Genomic DNA, 24,918 nt, shown 5'->3' on the forward strand with positions numbered 1-24,918 from the left:
CGATCTCGGCCATGGGGGTCCCGGCCCGTCTGTCAACGCGCGGTCAGCGGAATGTCAGCGGGGCCCGGCAACGTCGTACCCGTCCGCCGGGAACGCCCGGGGGCTGGAGGAGGGAGTGTCGGATGTCGTACGCCGTCCGGGCCGAAGGCCTGGTCAAGAGGTACGGAACCACGGTCGCGCTGGACGGGGTCGGTCTGACCGTGCGGCCCGGCGAAGTGGTGGCCCTGCTCGGGCCCAACGGCGCGGGCAAGACGACGGCCCTGCGCGTCCTGGCCACCCTCGCCCGGCCGGACGCGGGCCGCGCGACGGTCTGCGGCCATGACGTCGTACGGGAGCGGGCGCGGGTCCGCGAGCTGATCGGGGCCACGGGGTGGCCGGCCGGGGGCGGGTTCGGCGAGGGGTTGTACGGAGGGGGGTTGGAGGGGTTGGACGGATTGGAGGGGTTGCGCGGCGAGGGGTTGTACGGCGAGCCGTCCTGGGGCGGGCCCGACGAGGCGGCCCGGGGCGGGGGCGGTCGGGAGGCGCGGGCCCGGGCCGGTGACCTGCTGGAGCGCTTCGAGCTGACCGGCGCCGTCGGCCGCCCGGTCGGCACGCTCTCCGACGGGGTGCGGCGCGGCCTGGAACTGGTGGCGCGTCTGCTCGGCGGTCCCCGGGTGCTGCTCCTGGACGAGCCGGACAGGGGGCTCGATCCCCGGGCCCGGCGGACGGTGCGGGACGTCGTCCGGCAGCTGGCGGCGGAGGGGAAGGCCGTGCTGTTCACGACCCAACACCCGGGCGAGGCAGACGGTTTGGCCGACCGTGTCACCCTCCTGGACGACGGCAGGGTCGTCGCGGAGGGGCGGCCGGAGGAGCTCAAGCGGCGGATCGGCGAACCGTCGCTGCGGGTCCGTCCGAGCCTGGCAGGGGACGGGGACGCGGTGGGCCGGATCCTGACCGAGCTGACCGGCACGGGCCCGTCACGCGACCGGCACACCGGTCTCCTCTCCGTACCGGCCTCCGATCCGATGCTGCTCTCCGCGCTCGTACGGCGCCTGGAGCGCGCCGGCATCGGCACCGAGGACCTGGGCCTGTGCCGGCCGGGCCTGGAGGACGTCGTGGCCACCCTGACAGGCGGCGGATCCGCCGACCAACCGGCAGCGCGACCGGCTCGCCGACTCGGTGACCGGCCCGAGCCCGGCAGCGCGACCGGCTCGCCGACTCGGTGACCGGCCCGAGCCCGGCACCGTGACCGACCCACGGCCGGCGGCACGTTGAGCTACCCCGTCACGCCTCCGCCCCCGGCGGCGCGCGGAACCGCCCCCTCAGCCCCCCGCCCCCGGCGGCGCGCGAAATCGGCCCTCAGACCCCCGCGCCCGGCGGCGCCCCCAACTCTCCGATCTGGGCCAGCGCCTCCGGACGCGGCGTCTCGGCCCCGCGTCGGAAGGCCTCGGCGTACGCGTCCTCGCCGATCCGCTCCCGCAGGCGGGCGATCAGATCGCGCTCGTCGGGGTCGCCGTGGTCGAACGCGCCGCGCACGGACCGCGTCAGGCCGAGGGCGGTCGCGGCGCCGGCCGCGTCGCCCTCCAGCGCCCGCAGGCGGGCGAGGAGCAGCGCGCACCCGGCCACCGCGTCGCTGTCGCCCCCGTTGAGCAGGCCCCGGACGCTCCGCGGGAACAGGGCGCGCGCCCCGTCGACGGCGCCTTCCGCGAGCCGGTTCGCCATCCTGTCGGCGGCGAGGATGTCCCGGCTCGTCTCCTCGGCGTACGGGAGCCGGTGGACCAGGGCGTCCATGCGGTCCAGGGCCTCGTCGGCGCGGGCCAGGTCGCCCATGGCGCGGTACACGGCGGCGAGCTGGGACAGCATCCCGACCTCGACCCTCCGGTGGCCGCGCTCCTTCCCCTGCCGCATGGCGGCCCGGACGTCCCGCAGGGCCCCTTCCAGGTCGCCCGTGCGCCGCCGTTCCATCGCGAGCCGGGACTTGGCCCACAGCAGGTGTTCCTCGGTGCCGAGTTCGTCGCTGATGGCGACGGCCCGTTCGAAGGCCGCGAAGGCCTCGTCGTGCTCGCCGCGCACGGAGTGGTGGCCTCCGACAGGGAGCAGCGTCATCACGAGCCCCCAGCGGTCCCCCACCTCCTCGAAGCCGCGCAGCGCCTCGTACCGCGCTTGGACGCCGCTCTCCAGGTCCCCCTGCTCCCGGAGGACGAAGTCGTGGCCCCAGTACGCACTGGCCCGGACCCAGGGGTCCGAGGACCGTAGGGACTGCTGGAGGCCGCGCTCCCGCTCCTCCTCGGAGCCCGCGAGCTGGGACATCCGTAGCAGCGGCAGCGCCGGATGGAAGGCGAGCACCTCGGCCCGGTCGACGTCCTCCGGTGCCGTGGGGGCCTCGCCGCCCTCGGAGTCGGGGGCGCCGGCCGCGCTCCGGACGAGTCCGAAGGCCACCCGCGTCTCCTCGGGGAGCGCGGCGCCGAGGTCGAGGACCCCGGCAAGGAAGGTCTCGAACTGGGTGGTCATCCCCCTGATGCCCCAGTACCAGAACAGGGCCCGGACGAAGCGGGCCGCCCGTGCCGCGTCGCGCGCGTCGAGGACCGAGCGCAGCGCGGCGACCATGTTGTCGTGCTCGGCGTCGAAGCCCGCGATCGCGCGGAGCTGTTCGCGGGTGCGGAGAAGGGGTTCGAGCTCCTCGGCGAGGGCGAGGAAGTGGTCGGCGAACGGCAGGGAGACGTCGTCCCCGTCCCGTACGAGCCGGTCGGCGGCGAAGGCGCGGACCGTCTCCAGCATCCGGTACCGGGGCTCGCCCTCGCCGGAGCGGGTCACCAGGGACTTCTCGACCAGAGTGTCGAGTACGTACACCACGTCATCGGTGGGCAGGGCGGCGTCGGCGCAGACGCCCTCCAGGGCGGCGACGGTGGCTCCGCCGGGGAAGACCGACAGCCGGCGCGCCAGGATCCGTTCGGGCTCGTCGAGGAGGTCCCAGCTCCACTCGACCAGGGCGAGGAGCGTGCGCTGCCGGGGCAGCGCGGTGCGGCTTCCCGAGGTGAGCAGGCGGAAGCGGTCGTCGAGGCGGCGCGCGATCTGGTCGACGCTCATCGAGCGCAGCTTGGCCGCGGCCAGCTCCAGGGCGAGGGGCATCCCGTCGAGGCGTCGGCAGATCTCCACGACGGCGGCCGCTGTCGTCCCGTCGAGGGTGAAGTCGGGGCGGACGCCGACGGCCCGGTCGACGAAGAGCCGGACGGCGGCCGCGTCACCGGCATCGGCGAGCTCGTGGGCGGGTGCGGGGAGCTCCAGCGGGCCGAGCGGGCAGAGCACCTCCCCGGTGATGGCGAGGGCTTCCCTGCTGGTGGCGAGGATCCTCAACTGCGGGAGCCTGTCGAGGAGTTCCTCGGCGAGTTCGGCTGCGGCCTCGACGAGGTGCTCGCAGTTGTCGAGGACGAGCACGGCCTCGCCGCCCTCGAAGAGCTCGGCCAGCCGGTCGACGGGGGTGGAGCGCAGGCCCTGTGCGCCGTCGTAGAAGCGGCCGTCCTTGGAGCTGAGCGCGCCGAGGACCGCGTCGGCCAGCTGGTCGCCCGGGCCGATGCCCGCCAGCGGTGCGAACCAGACCCGGCCGCGCCCGTGGGCCCGGTGCCGGGTCGCGGCCTCCAGGGAGAGCCGGGTCTTCCCTGCGCCGCCGAAGCCGACGACGGTGACGAGCCGAGAGAAGGCCAGCAGCCCGGCGACCCGTCCGAGCTCCCCGTCCCGGCCGACGAAGCTCGTCAGGCGGGCCGGAAGCCGGCTGGGCGCGGCCTCGGTCCGGGCCGATGGCGTGGTCAACTCTCCCCGTAGAAGCGCGAGATGGACTTCCTGGAGCTCCGCCGACGGATCGACGCCGAGTTCGTCGCCCAGGTGGCCGCGCATCTGCTCGTACACGGCGAGGGCGTCGGACTGGCGCCCGGCGGCGGACAGCGCGCGCATCCGCAGACCGGCGAGGCGTTCGCTCAACGGGCGTTCCACGCCCGCCGCTTCGAGGTCGGCGAGGACCTCGGCGTACCGGCCGAGGCGGAGTTCGGCGTCGAAGCGGTCCTCGGCGGCCGCGGCTCGCAGATCGTCCAGGCGGGTGGCGGCGGCGCGGGCGAAGGGGGCGTCCAGGACGTCGGCGAGCGCCGGACCCCGCCACAGTCCGAGCGCCGCGCCGAGCAGCGAGGCGGCCTCGTCCGGATCCCCGCCGGCCAGTTCGCGCCTGCCGCGCGCGGCCAGCTCCTCGAAGCGGTGGGCGTCGATGTCCTCGTCCCGTACCGAAAGCCGGTATCCGCCGGCGCCGGACTCCAGGGTGGCAACGCCCCGCAGGGCCTTGCGCAGCCGGGACACCAGGGCCTGGAGGGCGTTCTGCGCCTCGGCCGGGGAGTCGGCGCCCCACAGCCCGTCGACGAGGGTGTCGACGGAGACGGGCCGTCCGCCCTCCAGGGCGAGCCTGGCCAGCAGCATGCGCAGTCGGACGCCGCCGATGTCGACGGACGAACCGTCGTCGCCCGCGGCCCCCACCGGACCGAGCAGCACGATCTTCACGGCGGCAACCTCCCCCTGGCGCGACGAACTCCGGCATCCTATCGATCATGCGTTCCCGAGTGTCGCCTCGGTCGGCTCCGTCACCGACGTACGGTGTGAGCCGGACAGTTGACGACACACGCAATGCGGGCGACACGGGCGACGGAAGGGTGAGCGATGGTTCCGGGGACGGTGCAGCAGCTGACCATCCTGCTGGTTCTGGTGCTGCCCGGAGTCTTCTACCAGGCCGTACGGGAGCATCTGCGCGGCGCGGTCGCGGCGGAGCAGGAGCCGCAGAACCGGATCGTGCGGGCCATCGCGGCGGGGGCCCTGCTCGACGCCGCCTACGCGGTGGCCGCCGGGCCGTGGCTGGTGCGGCTGCTCGCGGGGCAGGGCAAGGGGCCGGTCGCCGGGGTGCTGGCGCACCCTCGGGAGGCGGGCCTCGCGGCGCTCCTCCTGGTGGTCCTGGTGCCGGCCGGAATCGCCTGGGCGGAGGCCCGGTTGGACCGGCGGCGCAGGCGGGCCCGGTACGAGCCGACGCCGACGGCCTGGGACGCGCTCTTCCGGGACCGCGGCTCGTGCTTCGTCCGGGCCCGGCTCAAGAACGGCCTGTGGGTGGGTGGTTGGCTGGGGTCGAGGTCGGCGGTGTCGGCCTATCCGCAGCCGGGCGACGTCTATCTGCAGGCCCAGTACCGGATGGGGCCCGACGGTAGGTTCCTCGGGCGGGTTCCGGACACCGGCGGGGTGTATCTGCGCGCCGCCGACATCGACGTACTGGAAGTACTGCTGCGACCGACGGCGCCGGGCGTCCCCTCGACGCGGTCGCACGGGGAGGAAGGAGCCGATCATGACACGACATCACAAGCAGGGTGAGGACGAGGAGTTGGACGATCTGCTCGCGGAGTTCTCGGAGCGCCGGACCTACCGGCCGTCCGACGACGCGGCGGAGCCGGAGGACGTTCCCCAGGCACCGTCCGGTACGGCGATGGGCGAGGCGGCGTCGTCGTCGTCCGAGTGACACGCCCTGACCGCCCTGCGCGGCCGTCGCGTGTCTCACGGACCGGTGTGGATGTGCGCGGCCCACAGGTGCGGGGCGCGGGCGAGACGGCGGCGCAGCTCCCTGACCGGGTGGTGCAGGGCTGTCGCCGGGTCGATCGGTCGGCCCCGTGCGAGGTCGTCCACGAGGCTCGCGTACAGCTGCTCGGTCAGCCGGGTCGCCACCTTGTCGGCGACGGGCCAGAGCGTGCCGATCACATGCGGGTATCCGGCCAGTTGGAACGCGGAGGCCAGGTGCACCGCCTCGTCGGGCAGCGTGAACCCGCCCTGGGACGTCGAGCAGGCCGACAGGACGGCGAGGACCGCCTCGCGGGGGCGCTGCTCGGCGGCGTCGCGGACCGTGAGCCGCCCGTCGTGGAGCATCAGCCCGCTCGCGGACGGCGTGTCCGGGTCGCTCACGCCGTGGCAGCTGAAGTGGACCCAGGGGTGCGCCGGCAGGGCGTCACGGACGGCCGCGACGGTGGCGGCTTCGCCCTCGAGTTCGACGTGCGCGGGGAACAGCTTCCGTAGCGCCTTCGCCTCCTGGGAGGCGCCGGGCAACGAGGGGGCGCCGGGGGTGTCGGCCAGGGTGACGATCAGCGGGGTGGGCGCGGTCACGGCGGCCCCCGCGGGCGCCTGCCGGGCGCGTATCAGGGCGCGCAGGGTCGGGGTGTACGAGGAGACGACCCGGTCCATGACGGTCTCGCCCACCCTCGGGTCGGGACGTCCCGCGGCGTGCAGCGGCAGGAACGACAGCCAGCCGGTGGGGCACCACCACAGTCGGGTGGACGGTCCGTCCTCGCGCGGGGCGGCGAGCGGGCCCAGCCGGTCGAGGACCGGTTCGGCGACGGCGGACCAGAGCCAGTCCAGGGTGCCGGACAGGGTTCCCATCGCGGTGAAGGCCTGGCGGGCCCCTTGGTCCCCGTACGCCTGGTCGACAGCCTCGACGAACTCCGTGACCCGGTCGAGGGCTTCGTCGAACGTCAGGGCGGGCAGCGGCACGACCTGGATGCCCTCGTCGGCGGTGACGAGGAGGGCGTCGGAGCCGTGTCGGCTGACGTTGACGACCACGACCGGTCCGCCGGAGGCCGCGCCGAGCAGCTCCGCCGCCGTCGGCGTGCCCAGGAAGTCTTCGAGGCCGCGCAGCCGGCGGATCCGGTCGAGGAGCTCGTCCCACCTCCGGGCCAGGGCGTGCCGCGACTCGGCGAGCAGCCCGGCCTCGTGCCCCGAGTACGACGGGCCGGCGTGTCCGAGATCGGCGGGGATCATCATCGTGGTGCCGTCGCCGGTCGACCCGGCGCTCAGGGCGTCGCGGACCCGCTCGAACTCGGCGGCCAGGGCGGGGTCGGCCGCACGCAGCCGGGAGAGGTCGCCGCGAGCCTCCACGCCCTGGGCGAGCAGGATGCCACGGCCCTGTTCGAGGAGGGTGAGCGCGGCCGGCGGGTCGCCCGCGCGCAGCGCGAAGGCGGCGGCGTCGGAGGCGAGGCCGGTGCCGATGACCAGCCGGTCCTCCTGGTCCGCGCGGCCGAGACCGCGTGGGGCGAGCCGGGGCAGCAGACCGACGGCGTACGCGTAGCCGCCGAGCGCCTCGGCGTCGTCACCGGCGGCGGCCGCCGCGTCGCCCCAGGAACGGGCGGCCAGCAGCCGCTTGGAAACCGAGGCGACCGTGCTGTGGGCGGCCTGCCGCGCGCACCGCACCGCCTCGGCGAGATCCGTCGCCCGCGCGGCACGGTTCGACACCCCGTCGCGATCCGCCCGCGCGGCACCGGCTGACATCCCGTCGAGGCGGGCTCGGGCGAGCTGGGTTCTGGCCAGGATCCACAGGGCCTGCGGGTGGTCCGGGTGGTCCTCGGAGAGTCGGCCGAGCGCCTCCCGTACGGCGCTCAGGCCTCGGTCAAGCAGGGGGCGCAGGTCCGGGCTCGTGGGGTCCTCGGCCACGTCCGCGGTGGCCATGATGGTGCCGGCCACGTTGAGCAGGGCGATCGTCCGCCGGGGGTGGCGGTCGTGGAGGCCCGCGACGGCCTCCTCCAGGACGCGCCTCGCCTCCAAAAGGAGCTCGGTGTCCACGTCCCCGTCGCGGGGCATGGCGACACGGTGCAGCACGACGCCGAGGTTGACGCGCGCGATGTCCCTGCCGTGCCGCTCGCCGTGTTCCAGGGAGATGGCCTCGCGCAGCAGCTCCGCCGCCTCGTCGGCGGCGGCCCGGTCGCCGGTGACGTAGTACCGGACGCTCAACGCCTCGGCGAGGTTGGAGAGTTGGACGGCTCGTTCGAAAGAGGTCGGTGTGCCCTCGGCCACGGCGCGGCGCAGGACGGTCAGGCCCTCGGCGAGCCAGGTGCGGTCGCCGGTGATGCGCGAACGCCGCACGAGGGCGAGGCCCAGGTTCATGAGGACGCCCGAGCGCCCCGTGTGATGGGCGGGGACGGCGGCGGTGGCCTCCCGCAGGATGCCGAGGGCCGTGTCCATGAGGGTGTCGTCGACGGTGTCGGCGGCGCGGCCGAAGAGGGCGTTGCCGTAGTTGGTGAGGGCCACGTGGCGCTCGCCGGGTTCCTGGGTGCTGTCGATCGCGGCGCGGTAGTGGTCCAGGGCTTCCGAGCGCAGGGACTCGTCCGGGGTGCGCTGGTGGAGCTCCAGGAGGACGTTGGCGAGGTTGACGCGGGCGCGCCACACGGAGGCCGGGCGGGTGCCCGCGGCCCTCGGGGAGGCGGCCTCCGCCGCGGCGACGGCCTGTCGTTGACGGTGGACGGCTTCTTCGAGGGGCGCCTCGTCGCCGGTGAAGCGCGTGAGGGAGCGCAGGGCGTTGCCGAGACGGGTGTAGTTGTCGGTCGTACCGGGCACGGCGGGGCCTCCGGCACGGAGGGCCTCGCGCAGCACGTGGACGGCCTCCTCGACGAGGGCGACGTCCGAGCGGTGCTGGCCGAGGCGTTGGAGCGCGTCGCCCAGGTTGCCGAGGCGGTGCGCGCGGTAGTGGTCGTGCGGGCCGGTCAGCGCGACGGCCTCCCGGTGCGCCCGTACGCCCTCGGACAGCGGGGACTCGTCGGCGGTGAGGGTGCCCAGGCGCGCCAGCGCGGCGCCGAGGTTGGAGCAGGCCGCCGCCCTGTCGTGCACGGACTCGGGCGGGGCGGCCGCCACGGCGAGGCGCAGGGCGCGCACGGCTTCGACGCAGGCTCCGGGGTCGTCGGTCGTGTCGGCCTGCTCCAGAAGGACGCAGCCGAAGTCGGACAGGTACTCCGAGCGCCGCGGATCGTCCTCGCCCAACAGGTCGAGCGCCTCCTCGATCAGGGCGAACCCTTCACGGCGTACGTCCTCGGCGTGCGCCGCCGCCGGGGCGGAGAGGGGGCCGTGCGCCTCGGCGAGGTTCGCCCGTCGGACGAGCGACTGCCCGAGGGAGTTGCGGGCGGCGGCGCCGTCGCCGTCGTTCCCGACCGTCAGCATGACGCACTCCCGGTACGTACGCTCCGCCTCCGCCGCGTGCGCCTCGGCCTGCTCGCCCGTGCCGCGGCCCGACGCGTCCAGCACCCGCGCCAGTCTGAGCAGCACGCGGGCGCGCCCGCCGGAGTGCGGCGTGGTGTCGGCGGCGACGCGGCGCAGCAGCGCGAGCGCTTCGGCGAGCGCCTCGGGCGCGTCGCCGACGGCGTTGGCGCGCAGCCGCAGCAGGTCGGCAAAGTCCACGGCCCGGCCCTCGTACTGACCGTCGTGCGGCGCGGTGGCGTCCAGCGCGCTCCTGGCGTGCCCGATCGCGGAGTCCAGTTCGGCGAGGACGCCGGTCTCGACGTACCGGGTGCGCAGGACCTCGGACAGGACGTACCGGGCGTGGGCGTGGGCCGGGTGACCGGGCGGGGCCGCCGCCAGGGCGTCGCCGGCGGCTCGGTGCGCGTCGTCGAGGGCGGCGGGGTTCCTGGCGTTGATCGCGCGGCCGTTGAGGGCGAAGGCGAGGTGGGAGAGGTAGAGGGAGGCCTCGACCGGGTTGCCGGCCACGGCGGCCGCGCGTCGGACGGTATCGACGCCCTCGTCCTGGAGCGCGGTCCGGTCCTGGGCTCCGGTGACATGCGGCGGCGCGAGGGAGAGCGCGATCGCCGCCATGCCCAGATCGGAGAGATGGGCGGCGGGCGGCGCCTGCCCCGGGGGCTCGGCCGCGATCGACCGACGCAGGAAGTCGACGGCCTCGACGAGGAGCTCCGGCTCGTCGAGCCGTGTCGCTGCGCTGAGGAGCGCGGAGCCGAGCAGGCCGAGGTGCAGGGCGTGGTACGGCTCTCCCGGCAGGCTCACGCGCAGCGTCCGGCGCAGGGTGTCGACGCTCTCGCGCGCCGTGTCCGGATCGGACGAGGCCTCCGCCGCGTGCCTCAGGACGAGACCCAGGTTGCCCTGTCTGCGGGCCTGTTCGACCCGCTCCGGGGAGGCGGCGGCCACGGAGGCGCGGCTGTGGCGGACGGCCTCTTCGAGGAGTTCGGGGCCGCCGCCGTCCCGGAATCCGTAGAGGAGGACCAGACCGAGGTCGGACAGGCACGTGCCCTGTTCGGCGCTGCCCTGGGGGAACCCGGCGACGGCGTGGCGCAGCAGCGCGGCCGATGCGGGCAGCAGGACCGGATTGCGGTGCTGTGTGTAGTGGAGGAGGATCCCGGCCCCCGCCTCGTACGCGCTCCCGGGGTCGGCGTCCGCTCCTGCGGGCTCGCCCGCGAGGAGCGCGAGCAGCGGGCTCAGCACGGGCGGGACGTGTTCGGGCGACGCGCGGTGGACGTCGAGGAAGCAGAGGACGGCCGAGCCGAGCGCCGCGAGGTCATTCGCGCCGCCGGCGAGGAAGCGGCCCCAGTCGTAGTAGCCGATCGCGTTGACGGCGGCCAGCAGGACGTTGCCGTCCGGGAGGCGCCCGGCTTCGCGCACCGCGTCGGCGGTCGCGGCGGCCTCCTCGGTCAGGAACCAGCCGAGGGCGTCGGCGTCGTCCTCCGCCCGCAGGACGTGGTCCAGGATGGGCTGCGCCGCCTCCTCGATGTCCATCGCCTCGTACCCACTCCCCCGTCGGCCCCACCGTCGTGCCCGGTCGAGGTCAACGTAGCTCAGCGGTACGGGTGTTGCCCAAGGAGGACGGGCCTCACGGGAGCGTCCCGGCCACCAACGGCTGTGGAGCGTCGTCAGAACCCCGTGGCCGTCGGGAACCGGACGGCCTTCGCGTCCGACTACCCGGGCGGACTCCACGAGCACGGCGGGAAGGCAGGGGATGGGCGGGCTTGACGTTCACATGCGGGGGGTCGCCTGCCGCCATGGCCGGGTCGAGGCCGTCTCGGGCGTGGACCTGGAGATCGCGGCCGGCGAGCGGGTGGCGCTGACCGGGACCAACGGGTCGGGCAAGACCACCTTGCTGCGGGCCGTGTTGGGGCTGCACCGGCCGGTGAGCGGCTCCATCCTGGTCGGCGGGCGGGGCACCGGTTCCCCTGCGGGGCTTGCCTGGCGGCGCCGGGCCTGCGCCTGGATCCCGCAGAAGCCTGCGGCCGGCCGGTTCCCGCTGCTCGCGGCCGAGTTGCTGGCGAGCGGCGGCGCGGCGCCCGAGGCCGTGGAGGCCGCCGCCCGGCTGGGGGTCGCGCAGCTCGGTGAACGGCCGGTGCACACCCTCTCCGGGGGCCAGTTGCAGCGCATGTACCTCGCGCGGGCGATGGGCTGCGTGGCCGCGGGGGCGCAGGTGCTGCTCGCGGACGAGCCCACCGCCGCCCTCGACTTCGAGGGTCAGGAGGAGGCGGCCGACGCGCTCACGTCGCTGCCGGTCACCCTGATCGTGGTGACGCACGACCGGGCACTCGCCGAGCGGTGCGACCGGGTCCTGGAGATGGCCGCCGGGCGGCTGCGGGAGGTCCGGTGAACCTCGCCGCCGACCTGGGGGAACTGCTCCAGCTGTTGCCGGTGCAGCGCGCCGGGTTCGCGCTGCTGCTCGCGGCGGTCGGACTGCCGGTGGTCGGCGTGGTGATCGTCGGCCTCGACATCATGCCGGTGCGTTTCGCGATGATGCACGTGGCGCTGCTCGGCATCGCCGTCGGCCTTCTGACCGGTCTCGATCCGATGGTGTGCGCGCTGGTCGCGTGCGCCCTGGCGGGCGCCGGGGTCGCTCCCCTGGCCCGCACCCCCGACGGACTGTCCGGGGCGATGGGGCTGCTGATGAGCCTGGCCATCGCCGCCGCCCTGCTCGTCCTCGCCGTGTCGGGTGTCAACGCCTCCGGGGCGTTCGCCCTGTTGTGGGGATCGATCCTGTCCGTCGGGACCGCCGACCTCGTCGTGCTGGGGGTGCTGGCCGTCCTCGTACCGGGTCTGTTCTGGTGGAAGCGGCGGGATGTGACGCTCCTGCTGTACGACCGTGAGCTGGCGCTCTGCTCCGGCGTACCGGTGCGCGCCCTGACGCTCGTGCTGCTCGTCCTGGTGGCGGTGGCCGTCGCCGGGGCGATCAAGCTGACCGGCGCGCTGCTCGTGGACGCGCTGACCCTGCTGCCCGCCCTTGCCGCCCGGCGGCTCGGCAACTCACTGAAGTCCATCACCCTCTGGGCGATCGCCGTCGGCGTCGCCGTCAATCTGACCGGTTTCCTCATCGCCCTCTGTCTGGACTGGCCCCCCGGCCCTGTCCTCGTCCTGACGGCGGGGGCTGTCGTCCTCGCCGTCCACCTCATCCCCGAACGGAGAACCCGCTCATGGCGCGCACCCGCGTCCGCATCCGCATCTCTTCCCTCCTCCCCGTCCTCGCACTGAGCACGGCACTGGCTCTGGTGACCGGCTGCGGCGGCGACACGGGCTCGTCCGACGACGGAAGCGGCGCGCGTCCGCAGGGCGGGAAGCCTGTCGTGGTGGTCACCACCACCTGGGAGGGCGCCTTCGCCAAGGCGGCGGGCGCCGAGGACATCACGGTGATCGTGCCCCCGTCCACCCACCACGCCCCCGACTACGACCCCAAGCCCTCCGACCTCGCCGCCGTCGCGAAGGCGGACTTCGTGCTGTACGCGCCCTTCGAGCCGTACGCCGCGAAGATCAAGGAGGCGGCGGGCTCCCGGGCCGAGCTGGTCGAGGTCGGCCTCGACAACGACGCCGACAAGGTCCGCGCCGAAGTCACCCGGCTGGGGAAGCTGTTCGGCACCGAGGACGCGGCGACGGCCTGGAAGTCCGGCTTCGACACCGAGTACGCGAAGCTGTCGGCGGAGCTCAAGTCCTCCTGGCCGGGCGGGAAGAGCCCGAACGTCGTCGCGCAGGTCTTCACCGCCTGGTCGGCGAAGCTGGCGGGCGCCACCACGGTCGGTACGTACGGTCCCGAGGCCGTCACGCCCGCGCAGCTCGCGGACCTGTCGAAGAAGAAGCCGGCGCTGGTCCTCGACAACGCGCACATGTCGACGGGCACAGTGCTGCCCGACTCCGGCGCCACCCAGGTGAAGATCGTCAACTACCCGGGCGAGGACCTCGATCTGCTGGCCGTCCATCGGGCGGCGGCCGCCGAGTTGAAGAAGGCGATGGGCGCCACGTCCTGAGCCGGGCGCGCGGGCGGTCATCGATGAGGGTGGGGCACCACCCGGGAGTCACACGAGCGTCATGCCGGTGGGGGCGGTCCGCGTGGACCGCCCCCACCGGCATGTCGTCATCCGGCCCGAACGCCGCTGTCCACAGCGGTGAGTTGGGCGCGCAGCGCCGCGCGGTCGGGTTTGCCCGCCGGGGTCAGCGGGAGTTCGGCGAGGGTCAGCAGGCGTTCGGGGTGCTTGCGCTGTTCGAGGCCGTACGCGGTCAGGTGCGCCCCCAGGGAGGAGAGCGCGAGGGGCGGCGCGGCCGGCCCGTCGGCGCGGGGCACCACGCAGGCGGCGAGCCGCTCCCCCATCAGCTCGTCCGGAACTCCGACACAGACGACGTCCCGGATCCCGGGGTGGGAGGCGAGGGCGCGCTCCACCTCCGCGGGGCTGATGTTGACGCCGCCGCGGATCACGATGTCCTTGAGGCGGCCGACCACGTGGAGGAGGCCGTCCGGGTCGAGGAAGCCGAGGTCGCCGGTGCGGACCCAGCCGTCGGCGGTGCGGTAGCGGGCGTCGAGTTCGGGGGCACCGACGTAGCAGAGCGGGGTCATCGGGCCGCGCGCGACGATCTCCCCGACGCCGCCCTCCGGGAGCGGTTCGTGGGTCTCGGTGTCGGTGATCCGGATCTCGGCGACCCGGGGGTCGGGCCGACCGGCGACGACCCCCGTCCCGTCGGTGGGCGGGGTGCGATTGTCCAGTCCCGTATGGCAGTTGACGCCGTCGGCGGACCCGTACAGATTGACGACCGGGCAGCCGAAGGCCGCCGCCGCGTCGGCCGCGGTCGTCTCGTCGAGGGGCGCGCCACCCAGGACGAGGGCGGTGGGCGCGGGCAGCTTCGCGCCGGACGCGTCGACGGTCGCGTCGACGGTCGCGTCAAGTCGGTCGAGCATCATGCGGATCATCGTCGGCACGCCGAGGATGTGGGTCGGCCGGTGCTCACGGATCGCCGCGAGGGCGGCCTCTGGGGTGAACCGGTCGAGCAGCACGAGAGTGCCGCCGTGCCGGGCCAGGGTGACGGCCGTGCCGTTGGAGCCGAACGCGGAGGCGAGCGGAACCAGGAAGAGGCAGCGCGGCGGGATGGTGGCCTCGGGGATGAGGGAGGCGAGGAAGTTGCCCCGTCCGCCCGCGAGCGCGTTGTGCGAGTACGCGATCATCTTCGGCTCCGCCTCGGAGCCGGAGGAGACGAGGATGCGTGCCGCGCTGTCGGGGTCGGGGCGGGCCGCGACGAAGTCGGCCGGATCCGCGCGCAGCAACTGGGCGAAGGCCACGGCCCCTTCGGGTGCGGTGCCGGGTCCTGCGGCGACGACGTGGCGCAGGGCGGGCAGGCGCGGTGCCAGGGCCAGCAGCTCGGCGGCGGGGTGCGCGTCGCGGTGCTCGGTCGCGGCGATGACGGCGACGGCATCGGCGCGCCGCAGCAGGGACCCGGCCTCCTGTGCGCGGCGGCCGGCCGGGAACGGCAGCGCGACGGCACCGAGGGCGGCGAGGGCCAGGTCGGCGATGACGGCGTTGCGGTTGTCGGGGAGCTGGACGCCGACCACGTCGCCCTCGCGTATGCCGAGGTCTCTCAGGCCGGTGGCCAGACATCGGACCTTGCGGTCGAGGGCGGTGTAACAGAGCTTGCCCTTGGCGTCGAGAACGGCCGTGCGGTGCAGATCGGCGATCTGGCGGGCACGGAAGAGGCTGTAGAGGTCGAGGTCGGGACAGGTGCCGTCGACGGCCCAGGAGCGGCGCAGCCGCGAGGGCAGGAGGTCCCGGAGGGGGTTGGTGGGGGCGGGGGTCCGGGCGGCGGGCAGGGGGCTGTGGACGGCGAGACCGTGGGCGGTGCGGCTGTCGGCGGCAAAACTGTCGGCGGCGAGGCTGTCGGCGGTCATGCGAAGCTCCAGGGGTCGGGGACTGCGGGTGCGCCGTGCGCGTCGCGGCTGATCGAGCCGGCGAAGCGCGGGTCGTGGTGCAGGTCGGAGAGGTCGGTGGTGACCGCCGTCGCGGTCAGACCGTGTGCGCGCAGCTGCCGTACGGCTTCCTCGGTGGGCAGCTCGCGCAGGTCGTACGCGGCCGCCGCCCCCGCGCACGCGTCGCCAGGGGCGACCCAGCCGTCGGCGGTGGGCAGCGGGTGGCGGAACCCGGCCGGGCGACGCGGGTCCGCGCCGCGTGCGGCCCGCCGCAGAGCGGGAGCGGTCAACGTGTCGGCGGCGCCGAGGAGGGAGGAGTCCACGCGGACGCCGTGGATGCCGTGGCCGCCGCGAAAGCCATGGCCTCCGTGTCCGCCGTGCCCGCCGCGTTCGCGCAGCAGGAGCCCGGCGAGCACCGCCTCCGTGCCGAGGAGTCCGCCGAGGACGTCGAGGAGTGTCATCAGGGACGGCGCGGCGGGTTCGCCGCGCGGGCGGACGGCCTCGCCGACTCCCGTACGGGCCTGGACCATGAAGTCCGTACCCATCGGGGCGTCGGCCAGACGGTCGGCCCAGCCGCTGGTGTACGCGTAGACGAGGGCCGGGTTGACGGCGGCGAAGTCCTCGGCGTCGAGGCCGAGTTCTGCCGCCTTGCCCGGGGCCCAGTTGTGCAGGAAGACATCGGCCTCTGCGGCCATCTCGCGCAGTCGGCGCCGGTCGGCGGCCGCCTTGATGTCGATCTCGACGGCGCGTTTGCCCCGGTTGAGGGCGAGCCAGCGGGCGGAGACTCCCGAGCAGGCGGGCGGCATCCCGCGCAGGGGGTCGCCGCCGGACGGTTCGATCCGGATGACGTCGGCGCCCAGGAGGCCGAGGAGATGGGCGGCGAGCGGGGCCTGGATGCGGCGGCCCGCCTCCAGGACGGTCAGGCCCGCGAGCGGGCGTTCGGGGGTGGGCGCGGAGCCTGCGGACGCGGCGGTGGGTGCGGCTCCGGCGGGCGCGGTGGTGCCCGGTCGGAGGAGGCCGAGCGCCCAGGGGGCGGCGCCGTCGTCCTCCGCCGCGCGGTCGGCCAGGGTGCGCAGGGCGCAGACCTCTGCTCCGGAGGCGTTCGCGGCCCGGCGCACGCGTTCCCAGGCGTGGGCGCGCGTGGTGGTGTGGAGCGCGGGCGGGAAGGGCGCGCAGGCGGTGGCGTAACGGAACTGGAAGGGGCGCCAGCCCGCCCGTATCGCGTCGGCGGGGGCGTCGAGGGCTCGCCAGAACGCGGCCCAGGCCCCGGGGTCGAGGGTCTCCAGCTCGAACAGGACTCCGTCTGCGGAGGTGAACGGAGGTCCACCGGGGGCGAGTTCGGCGGCCTCGCCCTCGTCGGCCCCGGCGGCCGCGAGGTACTGGGAGACGGCGAGCAGCCCGGCCCGGTCCGCCGAGGTGTCGACGCGGGCGGGCGCCGTGCCGCCCCGGGCCTGGGCGAGGAAGGCCGCCAGCATGCCCTGCACGGTGAGTACGCCGGTGGCGGCGGCGGTCCAGTCGGCGGCGAGCCCGCGCGGGGTGCCGTCGCGGCGGCCGTGCACGGCCATGACGCCGGTGGCGGCCTGGACGGTGGCCTCGTCCGCGATCCCGTGCACGGCCGGCGCGCCGCTCCAGGACATCGAGGCCTCAACGCCGGCGAATCCGCCACCCTTCAACTCGGCTGATGCGACGGTACGTTCGATGCCGGAACCGGGGCCGTGTCCGCGTTCGGGGGTGGTCGCCGTGGCGCCGAGCAGTCGCAGATGGTGGGCGACGACGCCGGCGATCTCCGGGGGCCCGACGGCGTCGAACCGGAGCGTGTCGAGCGGCCGGACCGTCTGTGGGGTGACGGATGTCGCCATGCCTCTCCTCTCCCGGCGCGGCGGTGGGCGGCGCCCGGCGGTTGTTGGGTGATCGGGAACCCGACGGGTCCCGCTACCGACCAGTTCCACGAAGAAGTCAGTCGGACAGTCGTTCCCACGGGTTCCCGACGACCTTGACCTGGCCCCTGGACCGGACCCCTGGGACGGGCGCCTGGAACTGGCCCCGAGGACTGGCCCGCGAAGTGGAGGAGTGACGTGCCTGATTCGGGCGTGCAGGAGCGGGTGGCCGCGTTCGTACGGACCCTGGTCGTCCCGCGCGAGGACGTGCTCGACGCCGGCGGCGCGGCGGCCTCGGCAGCACTGAGCGAGCTGCGGGACGAGGCGGTGGCCCGGGGATTGTGGGCGCTGCCGCTCCCCGCCGAACTGGGCGGCGGCGGGCTTGGGTTGGCGGAGTACGCGGCGTACGCCGAGGCGGAGGGGGCGAGCGACCACGGGCCCGCCGCGCTGGGTTCTGCTCCGCTGCTCGACGTACGGATGCTGGCGCGGCACGGCAGTGCGGGGGTACGGGACCGATATCTGAAGGCGCTCGTGGCCGGGAAGACGCGGAGCTGTTACGCCATGACGGAGCCGGACTCGCCCGGCACGGACCCGTTCCTCACCGCGACACGGGCCGAGCGGCGGCCGGACGGGAGCTGGCGGGTGACGGGCCGGAAGTGGTTCACGTCGGGTGCGGGGGACGCCGACCTGGTGACGGTGCTCGCCCGTACGGACGGCACGGACGGTGACCGTGACGGCCTGTCGCTGCTGCTCGTGCCCACGGGCTCACCCGGGTTCCGAGTCGTGCGCGAACTGCCCGTGTTCGGGGCGGGCGGCCAGTGGGAGATCGAATTGGACGGAGTCGTCGTGCCCGCCGACCATCTCGTCGGCGGGCGGGGCCAGGGCCTGGCCGTCGCCGGGGAGCGGCTGCTGTGGGGGCGGACGCTGCGGTGTCTGCGCTGGCTCGGCCAGGCGCAGCGCGCGTTCGATCTGATGTGTGACCGCGCGGTGTCCCGGACAGGTTCGCGCGGGCCGCTGGCCGGTCATCAACTGGTCCAGCAGCACGTCTTCGAGGCCCTGCTCGCCCTGCGCACGACCCGTCCCCTCGTGCAGGAGGCGGTGACGCTGCTGGCGGCGGGGCGGGACGCACGCACCGAGGTCGGCCTGGCGAAGGTCGCGGCCGCGCGGATGCTGCAGCAGGTCACGGACGCGGCGATCCAGGTCCACGGCGCGGCGGGGCTCGGCCCGGACACCGCGCTGCCTGCGCTCTTCCGCACCGGCCGCGCGGCGCGGATCCTCGACGGCCCGGACGAGCTCCACATCGCTGCGGTCGCCCGCCGTGTCCTGCGCGGCGCCCCGGGCGCCGCCGCTACACGGCCGTGAGGTCGAGGAGTCCGGTGAGCGCGGCGAGCCCGAAGGCCAGGAAGAAGTCTCCCCAGACGAGTTGATGCCGGACGGCGGTGCCGCGCCCCGCGTCGTAGCAGCCGTCGAGGAGTCTGCCGTCGGCGAGGTGCGCGGAGACGAGGCGACGGAGAGTTTGCACGGCCCGTTCCGTGTACGACCCGGACCGGCCGTCCCGCAGTAGCGCGAGTTTCCACAGCGCGACGGCGGTGATCGCGGCGGCGGAGGTGTCGAGGGGCCCGTCGCCGTGATCGGCGTGGGCGGGCGGCACGAGCGGGTCGCCGGGGCGGGGCAGCAGCAACTCCAGGGCTTCGTAGGCCTGTTGGGTACGCAGGTCGGCTGAGGACGTCAGGAGCGCGTCGGCCAGGGCGAGGAGGAGCCAGGCGCGGCCGCGCGCCCAGTCGGCGGGCGGGTCCTCGCAGGGCTGCCAGCCGGTGGCGGCGTCCCACTGCCAGGCGGGGCGCGGGCCGTCGGCGCCACGGACGCACAGGGCGAGGTGGGTGTGCAGATGGGAGGCGGCGGCGGTGGGGTTCTCGGTGGCCAGCAGCCGGACCGTGCCGGGCACGCCGTCCGCCCGGGCCAGCAGACGGGGTCCGCCGAGCGCCGCGCCCCAGGGGACCAGGCCGATTCGGGGCTCGTAGTCCCGTAGACAGGCTCGCGCCGCGCGGGCCCGGAGCGCGTCGGCGCCCGGGTCGTTGTCGGCGAGCGCGGTCCCGTACCAGAGGATGAGTCCCCGCGTCGCGGTGTCGGCCTCCGCCCAGGGCGCGAGCCGGGCGGTGCACTCCGCCGCCGTCGCCCGGTCCCGCTCGTCGCCGGTGTGCCGGGCCCTCAGCCAGAGCAGCCCGGCCCAGAACCCGCCGACCCAGGAGCCGCGCCCGGTCGTGGTCCAGCGGCCGGTGTCGGGGTCGGCGAACAGCGGGAAACGCGCCCCGACTTCGGCGTGGCTCACCGCCACCCGGTCGAGCACCGCGCCGAGCGCCTCCGAGGCCCAGTCCCCCTGCTGCCGCGCCGAGTCGGACCGGCCCGCGTCGGGGCACTCGCGAGCGGCGGGGTCCCGGTTCCGTGCCGCGCGTACGCCCTCGGCCGAGAGGCCGAACACCCGCTCCGTAGCCGGGCCGTCCACGCCCTGCGCATCCGTAGCCCGCCCGTCCACGCCCTGCGCACCCGACCCACCCGCAGAGTGCCCGTCCACGCCCGCCACGTCCGCACCCCGCCCCTCCCCCGTCGGCGTCACGCGGCGGCCTTCGCCCGGCTCGGAGCGCGGTGAGCGCGGTCCCTGGTCGCCCACAGGAGGGAGACCGCGCTCGCCGTGGCGAACTCCGCCGCCACCAGGAGCCAGCCCGTGCCGTAGCGGCCCGTTTCGGCGAGGAGGCCGAAGAGCGGGGGGCCTACCGCGAAGCCGGTGAAGAAGCCTGCGGCGACGAGGGCCGAGTCCTGGCCCGCGCGGCCGGGGGCGGCGCGTTGGAGGACGAGGACCATCGAGACCGCGTTGCCCGAGACCGCGAAGATTCCGACCGCCGCCGCTGCCACCCAGGCCAGCAGCCCGACCGTGGGCGCCGCCGCCAGCAGCAGCGCCGCGCCGACCGCGCCGGCGGCCAGCAGGCCCGGGAGCCACTCGGCGCGGCCGGGGCGGGCCGCCCGCGACCAGCCGACGCGGCCGACGATCCCGGCCACGCCCAGGACCGCCACCAGCGCGCCGGCGGCGGTCGGTCCAAGGCCCAGTTCCCGCGTGCCGAAGAGGGCGAGGTAGGTGTTCACGGAGGCGATCCCGCAGCCCAGGAAGAGCGAGAAGACCGCCAGCCAGGCGATCGGCCCACGCGGCACGAGCGACGGGCGACCGCCCGGCACCGGGGGCGCGGGAGGGTCAGCCGGGAGCGCGCGCCACGCCCACAGGCCGGTGAGCAGCGCCGTACCCGCGGCGGTCCACACGGCGCCCCGCCACCCGACCCCGCCCGCGAGCGCGGCCAGCGGCAATCCCGCCGCGAACGCGCCGAGTTGGACGCCGGACTGCTTCATCCCGGTCACCGCGCCTCGCCGGTCGGGCGGAACGGCAGCCAGGACGGCCTTGCTGGTCGCGGGGTTCGCCAGCGCCTGCGGGAGTCCGCCCAGGGCGACCGCGCCGAGCAGCACCCCCGCCCCCGGCGCCGCGCCGATCAACGCGAGCGCCGCCGAGGAGACGAAGAGGAGGAGGACGAGCGAGCGGCGGGGGCCGATCAGGTCCACGAGCCGCCCGCCCGACGGCGAGAGCACGGCGGCCGTGCCGAAGCCGATGGTCGTCGTCAGTCCCAACATCGTGGGAGAGATACCCAGTTCGTCGACGAGGCGCGGCCCGAGCGCGCCGAGCAGGAACAACTGCAGCATCGAGAACGCCATCGCGCAGGTGAGCAGCGCCGTGAGCCGTGCTGTGGGCGGTGCCGTGGGCCGGCGCCCCGCCCGCGTGTCCCCCTTGGTCATGAGGGAAGGGTCGGTTCGGAACACGGCGCAGTTCCCCGCCACTTGTGTGACCTGTGCCACAACTCCTTTACTGAGTACGGCATCGGGAAAGTTCCGTACCTACCGGTGGCTGCCGACGGGGGGAGTGCGAGGATGACCCCCGCAATGATTCCGGACCGATGGTGTCGAGGGATACGGGCCGCGGTGTTCGCGGCCGCCTGTGTGTTGCTCACGGCCACCGGCCACGTCCTGATGTCGGACACGTCCGTGCCCGGGTGGGCGCTGGCGGCGGCGTTCGCCGCGACGGGCGGGGCGGCCTGGTGCCTCGCCGGCCGGGAACGCGGTCCTGTCGGGATCACGGCGGCGGCGGTCGCCGTGCAAGGCGCCCTGCACACCTGCTTCTCCCTGGCCCAGGCAGGCACCGCCTCGGCACCCGGCTCCTGGCTCTCGTACCTGACCTCCGGCGCCTCGGGCCCGGCCTCCGCGACCACGACCTGGACCGGCACCGGCACCGGCACCGCGACCACCGTCGGAGCCCACTCCTCGCACGCCGCCATGGGTCACGACCACATGGCCCACGACCCCATGGGGTTGGCCCCCATGTCCGGCCATGACATGGCGGACATGTCCCCGAGCGGCATGCTCGCCGCCCACCTCCTGGCCGCGCTCCTGTGCGGCCTCTGGCTCGCCCACGGCGAGCGCGCCGCCTTCCGTGTCCTGCGCGCCCTCGCGGCCCTCCTCCTGGCGCCGCTCCGCCTGGTCCTCCGGCTGCCCGCACCGCCCCACCGCCCCCGGATCCGGGCCCGCCGCGAAGAGCGGGCCCGACGGCTCCGGCAACTCCTCCTCGCCCACGTCCTCACCTCCCGGGGTCCACCTCCGGCTGCCGCTGCCCTCTGACGGACAGCGGCACCCGGAACCACCGGTCGAGCGCGCCGCGCCCGGCCGTACGACTCACCGGCCGCGCCTCACTCACGCGCGCCGCCGGACCCCATTCCTCACGAAGGACCCGAGGCGATGACCCCTGCCCTGAAACAGCCGCGCGCTTCGCGGCACTCCGCCGGTACCGACGAAGCCGTGACCCTGCTGGCGCTTGCCGCGCGCGGCGGCGACCCGCACGCCGTGGACAGCTTCGTGCGCGCCACCCAGCGCGACGTCTGGCGGTACGTCGCCTTCCTCAGCGCCGACGCGCAGGCGGCCGACGATCTGACCCAGGACACGTTCCTGCGGGCACTGGGCGCGCTCCACCGCTTCGAGGGCCGTTCGTCCGCGCGGACCTGGCTCCTCGCGATCGCCCGCCGCACGGTGATCGACAGCGTGCGGCACGCCGCCGCCCGCCCGAGGCTCTCGGGCCGGGACGACTGGCAGACGGCGGCGGAACTGGCCCAGCCGCGCGGCCTGCCGGGCTTCGAGGACGGCATTGCGCTCGCCGAACTCCTCGCGGCGATATCGGCCGAGCGCCGCGAGGCGTTCGTCCTCACGCAGCTGCTCGGACTGCCGTACGCCGACGCGGCCGCCGCGATCGGCTGTCCGGTCGGCACGGCCCGCTCCCGGGTCGCCCGCGCCCGCTCCACGTTGATCGCCCTCCTCACCGAGGAGCCCACCACGACACCGCCCGCGCCACAGCCCGGCACCACCGCCCCGGGCCCGTCGCCGTCACCCTCGCCGTCACCCTCGCCGTCGCCCTCGCCGGCCGGTCCGAGCGCCCGCCCTCGTCCTCGTACGCGCACTCGGACTCGTACGAGCGACACGGCCCACCTGGCCGCCTGAGGCACCAGAGCGCCCCGCGCACGCCGAGGCCGCGAGCAGCCCGACCCGGCCGCTCGCGGCCTCGGCCGGAGGACGGAGACAGGCCCTACCCCCGCAGTCGCGCCTCCGCCGCGTCCAGCATCAGTTCCAGGGCGAAGGGGTAGCCGCTGTCCCGCATGTCGGCGGCGAGCAGGGGGAACGTCGCGGCGACGTTCGGGTACGTGTCCTGCGGGAGTTTCCCGTACGAGGCGAGCCACACCGCCTCGTCCGCCTCGCGCGCCGGATCCGGCAGGGCGAGGGCGGCGGCGTCCAGGGCCGCGAAGGCCAGCGACTGGTCGACGAAGGCGTGGTAGAGCCGTACGGCCGTCGGGTCGGGGAAGCCGGCCCCGCGCAGGATGCCGAGGATCTTCTCCACCGCCGCCGTCTCGTGGGCGCGGCCCGTCGTCCGGTGCGCCGCGAGCAGCGCGACCTGCGGGTTCTCCAGGTAGACCGCGTGGATCCGCAGCCCCATCTCGCGGAGGTCCGCGCGCCAGTCGCCGCTGGGCGTCCAGCCCTCCTGCGCGCGGCCGATGAACTCGTCGGCAAGGGCGAGCAGCAGGTCGTCCGTGTTCCGGAAGTACCGGTACAGCGAGCTGGGGTCGGCGCCGAGGGCGGTGCCGAGCCGCCGTACGGACAGGGCCTCCGCGCCGTGCTGCGCGACGAGCCGCAGCGCGGTCTCGATGATCAGCCGTTCCGAGAGGACGGCGCCTTGCTTGGTGGGCCTGCGGCGCCGCCGCTGCCCCTCGGGGACCACTCGCTCGACCATGCCCGGACCTTATGACAACACCATTGACATGTAAATGCGCCGCCCAGTTCCATATCCGTTCACCAGGCCCCTCCTTCTCTCGTTCTGGAGCACCCATGACCAAGGCCGATCTGGTCTTCACCCATGGCCCCGTCCACACCGGTGATCCCGCCCGCACCCGGGCGAGCAGTCTGGCCGTCACCGGGGAGCGCATCACGGCCGTCGGACACGACGACGTACGCGAACTCATCGGTCCCGACACCGAGGTCGTGGACCTGCGGGGCAAGCTGCTCCTGCCCGGCTTCCAGGACTCGCACGTCCACGCCGTGTTCGGCGGCACGGAGCTGGCGGAGTGCGACCTGACCGGCACGGTCGGCGTCCAGGACTACCTGGCCCGGATCCGGGAGTTCGCCGACGCCCACCCGGACCGCCCGTGGATCACCGGTGGCGGCTGGTCGATGGAGAGCTTCGAGGGCGGGCTGCCCACCCGGCAGCTCCTCGACTCCGTGGTCCCCGACCGCCCGGTCTACCTCGTCAACCGCGACCACCACGGCGCCTGGGCGAACACGCGCGCCCTCGAACTCGCCGGGCTCACCCGGGAGTCGGTCGATCCCGTCGACGGCCGGATCGAGCGCGAGGCGGACGGCACCCCGAGCGGCACCCTGCAGGAGGGCGCCACAGGCCTGGTCTCACGGCTCGTCCCGCCGAGTACCCCGGCCGCGCGGCTCGCCGGTCTGCTGCGCGCCCAGGAGCTGCTGCACTCGCTCGGCATCACCGGCTGGCAGGACGCGATGCTCGGGGTGTACGGCGGCAACCCCGACCCCTCCGACGCCTATCTCGCCGCGGCCCGCGCGGGAACGCTGACCGCCCGGGTCAACGGGGCGCTGTGGTGGGACCGCGAGCGTGGGGCGGAGCAGATCGACGAACTCGTCGAGCGGCGCCGGGAGTTGGCGTACGGGCGGTTCCGGGCCGACTCCGTGAAGATCATGCAGGACGGTGTCGCCGAGAACTTCACGGCCGCGATGACCACGCCCTACCTCGACGGCTGCGGCTGCGCCACCGCCAACTCGGGCCTGAGCTTCGTCGATCCGGTCGCGCTGCGCTCGTACGTGACCCGCCTTGACGCCCTCGACTTCCAGGTGCACTTCCACGCGCTCGGCGACCGCGCGGTGCGCGAGGCCCTGGACGCGGTCGAGGCCGCGGTCGAGGCCAACGGCCGGCGCGGCAACCGGCACCACCTCGCGCATCTGCAGGTGGTCCACCCCGACGACATGGAGCGCTTCGCCCACCTGGGCGCCGTCGCCAACATCCAGCCGCTGTGGGCCGCGCACGAACCGCAGATGGACGAGCTGACGATCCCCTTCCTCGGTCCCGAACGGGCTTCCTGGCAGTACCCGTTCGGCTCGCTGCTCCGCGCGGGGGCCACCCTGGCGGCAGGCAGCGACTGGCCCGTCTCCAGCCCCGACCCGATCGCGGGCCTGCACGTCGCGGTGAACCGGAAGGAGCCGGGAACGACCGACGAGCGGGTCTTCCTGCCGGAGCAGCGCCTCGACCTGACGACCGCCGTCGCCGCGTACACGGCCGGTTCGGCGCATGTGAACGGACACGACGAGACCGGCACGCTCCGCCCGGGCATGCTCGCCGACCTGGTGGTGCTCGACCGCGACATCTTCACCGCGCCCGCGGAGGAGATCGCCGAGGCGAGGGTGGACAGCACGTACGTCGGCGGCGCCCGGGTGTACTCCGCCTGA

General features: G+C 75.0%; 17 protein-coding genes. 10 read left to right on the forward strand and 7 right to left on the reverse strand.

What is annotated here, in order from left to right; genetic code table 11:
- Positions 1-122 precede the first annotated feature (122 nt).
- Positions 123-1,205: an ATP-binding cassette domain-containing protein gene (locus tag ACGFYP_RS06785; RefSeq protein WP_393487196.1), complete on the forward strand. Its 1,083-nt coding sequence runs from the start codon at positions 123-125 to the stop codon at positions 1,203-1,205.
- Between the two features lie 133 nt (positions 1,206-1,338).
- Here ACGFYP_RS06785 and ACGFYP_RS06790 read toward each other — a convergent pair whose 3' ends face one another.
- Complete coding sequence (locus ACGFYP_RS06790) at positions 1,339-4,518, reverse strand: BTAD domain-containing putative transcriptional regulator (protein ID WP_393487199.1); 3,180 nt, start codon at positions 4,516-4,518, stop codon at positions 1,339-1,341.
- 156 nt (positions 4,519-4,674) lie between these two features.
- On the opposite strand from ACGFYP_RS06790, the gene ACGFYP_RS06795 reads away from it, so the two are divergent.
- Both ACGFYP_RS06795 and ACGFYP_RS06800 read left to right on the forward strand, forming a co-directional pair.
- Positions 4,675-5,370: a DUF6338 family protein gene (locus tag ACGFYP_RS06795; RefSeq protein ID WP_393487202.1), complete on the forward strand. Its 696-nt coding sequence runs from the start codon at positions 4,675-4,677 to the stop codon at positions 5,368-5,370.
- Positions 5,345-5,515, forward strand: coding sequence for a hypothetical protein (locus ACGFYP_RS06800; RefSeq protein WP_393487205.1), 171 nt, complete (start codon positions 5,345-5,347; stop codon positions 5,513-5,515). Before ACGFYP_RS06795 ends, ACGFYP_RS06800 begins: the two co-directional genes overlap by 26 nt.
- A gap of 35 nt (positions 5,516-5,550) precedes the next feature.
- On the opposite strand, the gene ACGFYP_RS06805 is transcribed toward ACGFYP_RS06800, so the two are convergent.
- The gene (locus tag ACGFYP_RS06805) at positions 5,551-10,527 is read right to left on the reverse strand and encodes a CHAT domain-containing protein (protein ID WP_393487207.1); all 4,977 of its coding nucleotides are present in this window, start codon (positions 10,525-10,527) and stop codon (positions 5,551-5,553) included.
- Between the two features lie 220 nt (positions 10,528-10,747).
- On the opposite strand from ACGFYP_RS06805, the gene ACGFYP_RS06810 reads away from it, so the two are divergent.
- From ACGFYP_RS06810 to ACGFYP_RS06820, 3 genes are read left to right on the forward strand one after another with little or no spacing between them, the layout of a single operon-like run.
- Positions 10,748-11,383, forward strand: coding sequence for an ATP-binding cassette domain-containing protein (locus ACGFYP_RS06810; protein ID WP_361961466.1), 636 nt, complete (start codon positions 10,748-10,750; stop codon positions 11,381-11,383).
- A complete protein-coding gene (locus ACGFYP_RS06815; protein WP_393487210.1) occupies positions 11,380-12,258 on the forward strand; it encodes a metal ABC transporter permease in 879 nt (292 codons plus the stop codon). The genes ACGFYP_RS06810 and ACGFYP_RS06815 overlap by 4 nt, the downstream gene beginning before the upstream one ends.
- Positions 12,201-13,025: a metal ABC transporter solute-binding protein, Zn/Mn family gene (locus tag ACGFYP_RS06820; RefSeq protein ID WP_393487214.1), complete on the forward strand. Its 825-nt coding sequence runs from the start codon at positions 12,201-12,203 to the stop codon at positions 13,023-13,025. Before ACGFYP_RS06815 ends, ACGFYP_RS06820 begins: the two co-directional genes overlap by 58 nt.
- 107 nt (positions 13,026-13,132) lie before the next feature.
- Here ACGFYP_RS06820 and ACGFYP_RS06825 read toward each other — a convergent pair whose 3' ends face one another.
- Together ACGFYP_RS06825 and ACGFYP_RS06830 are read right to left on the reverse strand one after the other, a co-directional pair.
- Complete coding sequence (locus tag ACGFYP_RS06825; protein ID WP_393487217.1) at positions 13,133-14,929, reverse strand: AMP-binding protein; 1,797 nt, start codon at positions 14,927-14,929, stop codon at positions 13,133-13,135.
- Positions 14,926-16,806, reverse strand: a complete 1,881-nt coding sequence (locus tag ACGFYP_RS06830) for a CoA transferase (protein ID WP_393487220.1) — start codon at positions 16,804-16,806, stop codon at positions 14,926-14,928. The genes ACGFYP_RS06825 and ACGFYP_RS06830 overlap by 4 nt, the downstream gene beginning before the upstream one ends.
- A 216-nt stretch (positions 16,807-17,022) precedes the next feature.
- Between ACGFYP_RS06830 and ACGFYP_RS06835 the strand changes: the two genes are divergently transcribed.
- Positions 17,023-18,186, forward strand: coding sequence for an acyl-CoA dehydrogenase family protein (locus tag ACGFYP_RS06835; protein ID WP_393487222.1), 1,164 nt, complete (start codon positions 17,023-17,025; stop codon positions 18,184-18,186).
- On the opposite strand, the gene ACGFYP_RS06840 is transcribed toward ACGFYP_RS06835, so the two are convergent.
- Together ACGFYP_RS06840 and ACGFYP_RS06845 are read right to left on the reverse strand one after the other, a co-directional pair.
- A complete protein-coding gene (locus ACGFYP_RS06840) occupies positions 18,173-19,327 on the reverse strand; it encodes a sugar ABC transporter permease (protein WP_393487224.1) in 1,155 nt (384 codons plus the stop codon). The two genes, ACGFYP_RS06835 and ACGFYP_RS06840, sit on opposite strands and share 14 nt — an antisense overlap.
- 107 nt (positions 19,328-19,434) lie before the next feature.
- Positions 19,435-20,658 (reverse strand): MFS transporter, encoded by a 1,224-nt coding sequence (locus tag ACGFYP_RS06845; RefSeq protein WP_393487226.1) that lies wholly within the window; start codon positions 20,656-20,658, stop codon positions 19,435-19,437.
- Between the two features lie 183 nt (positions 20,659-20,841).
- On the opposite strand from ACGFYP_RS06845, the gene ACGFYP_RS06850 reads away from it, so the two are divergent.
- Positions 20,842-21,534, forward strand: coding sequence for a hypothetical protein (locus ACGFYP_RS06850; protein WP_393487228.1), 693 nt, complete (start codon positions 20,842-20,844; stop codon positions 21,532-21,534).
- A 117-nt stretch (positions 21,535-21,651) separates the two neighbouring features.
- Entirely contained in the window at positions 21,652-22,404 is a 753-nt protein-coding gene (locus tag ACGFYP_RS06855; protein WP_393487231.1) for a sigma-70 family RNA polymerase sigma factor, read from the forward strand.
- Positions 22,405-22,489: 85 nt separating this feature from the next.
- On the opposite strand, the gene ACGFYP_RS06860 is transcribed toward ACGFYP_RS06855, so the two are convergent.
- Positions 22,490-23,188 carry a TetR/AcrR family transcriptional regulator gene (locus tag ACGFYP_RS06860; protein ID WP_393487234.1) on the reverse strand — a complete coding sequence of 233 codons (699 nt, stop codon included), beginning with the start codon at positions 23,186-23,188 and terminating at the stop codon, positions 22,490-22,492.
- Positions 23,189-23,283: 95 nt separating this feature from the next.
- On the opposite strand from ACGFYP_RS06860, the gene ACGFYP_RS06865 reads away from it, so the two are divergent.
- Positions 23,284-24,918 (forward strand): amidohydrolase, encoded by a 1,635-nt coding sequence (locus ACGFYP_RS06865; protein ID WP_361961442.1) that lies wholly within the window; start codon positions 23,284-23,286, stop codon positions 24,916-24,918.

Origin of the sequence: Streptomyces sp. NPDC048370 (assembly GCF_043200825.1) — a bacterium.
Lineage (GTDB): Bacteria > Actinomycetota > Actinomycetes > Streptomycetales > Streptomycetaceae > Streptomyces.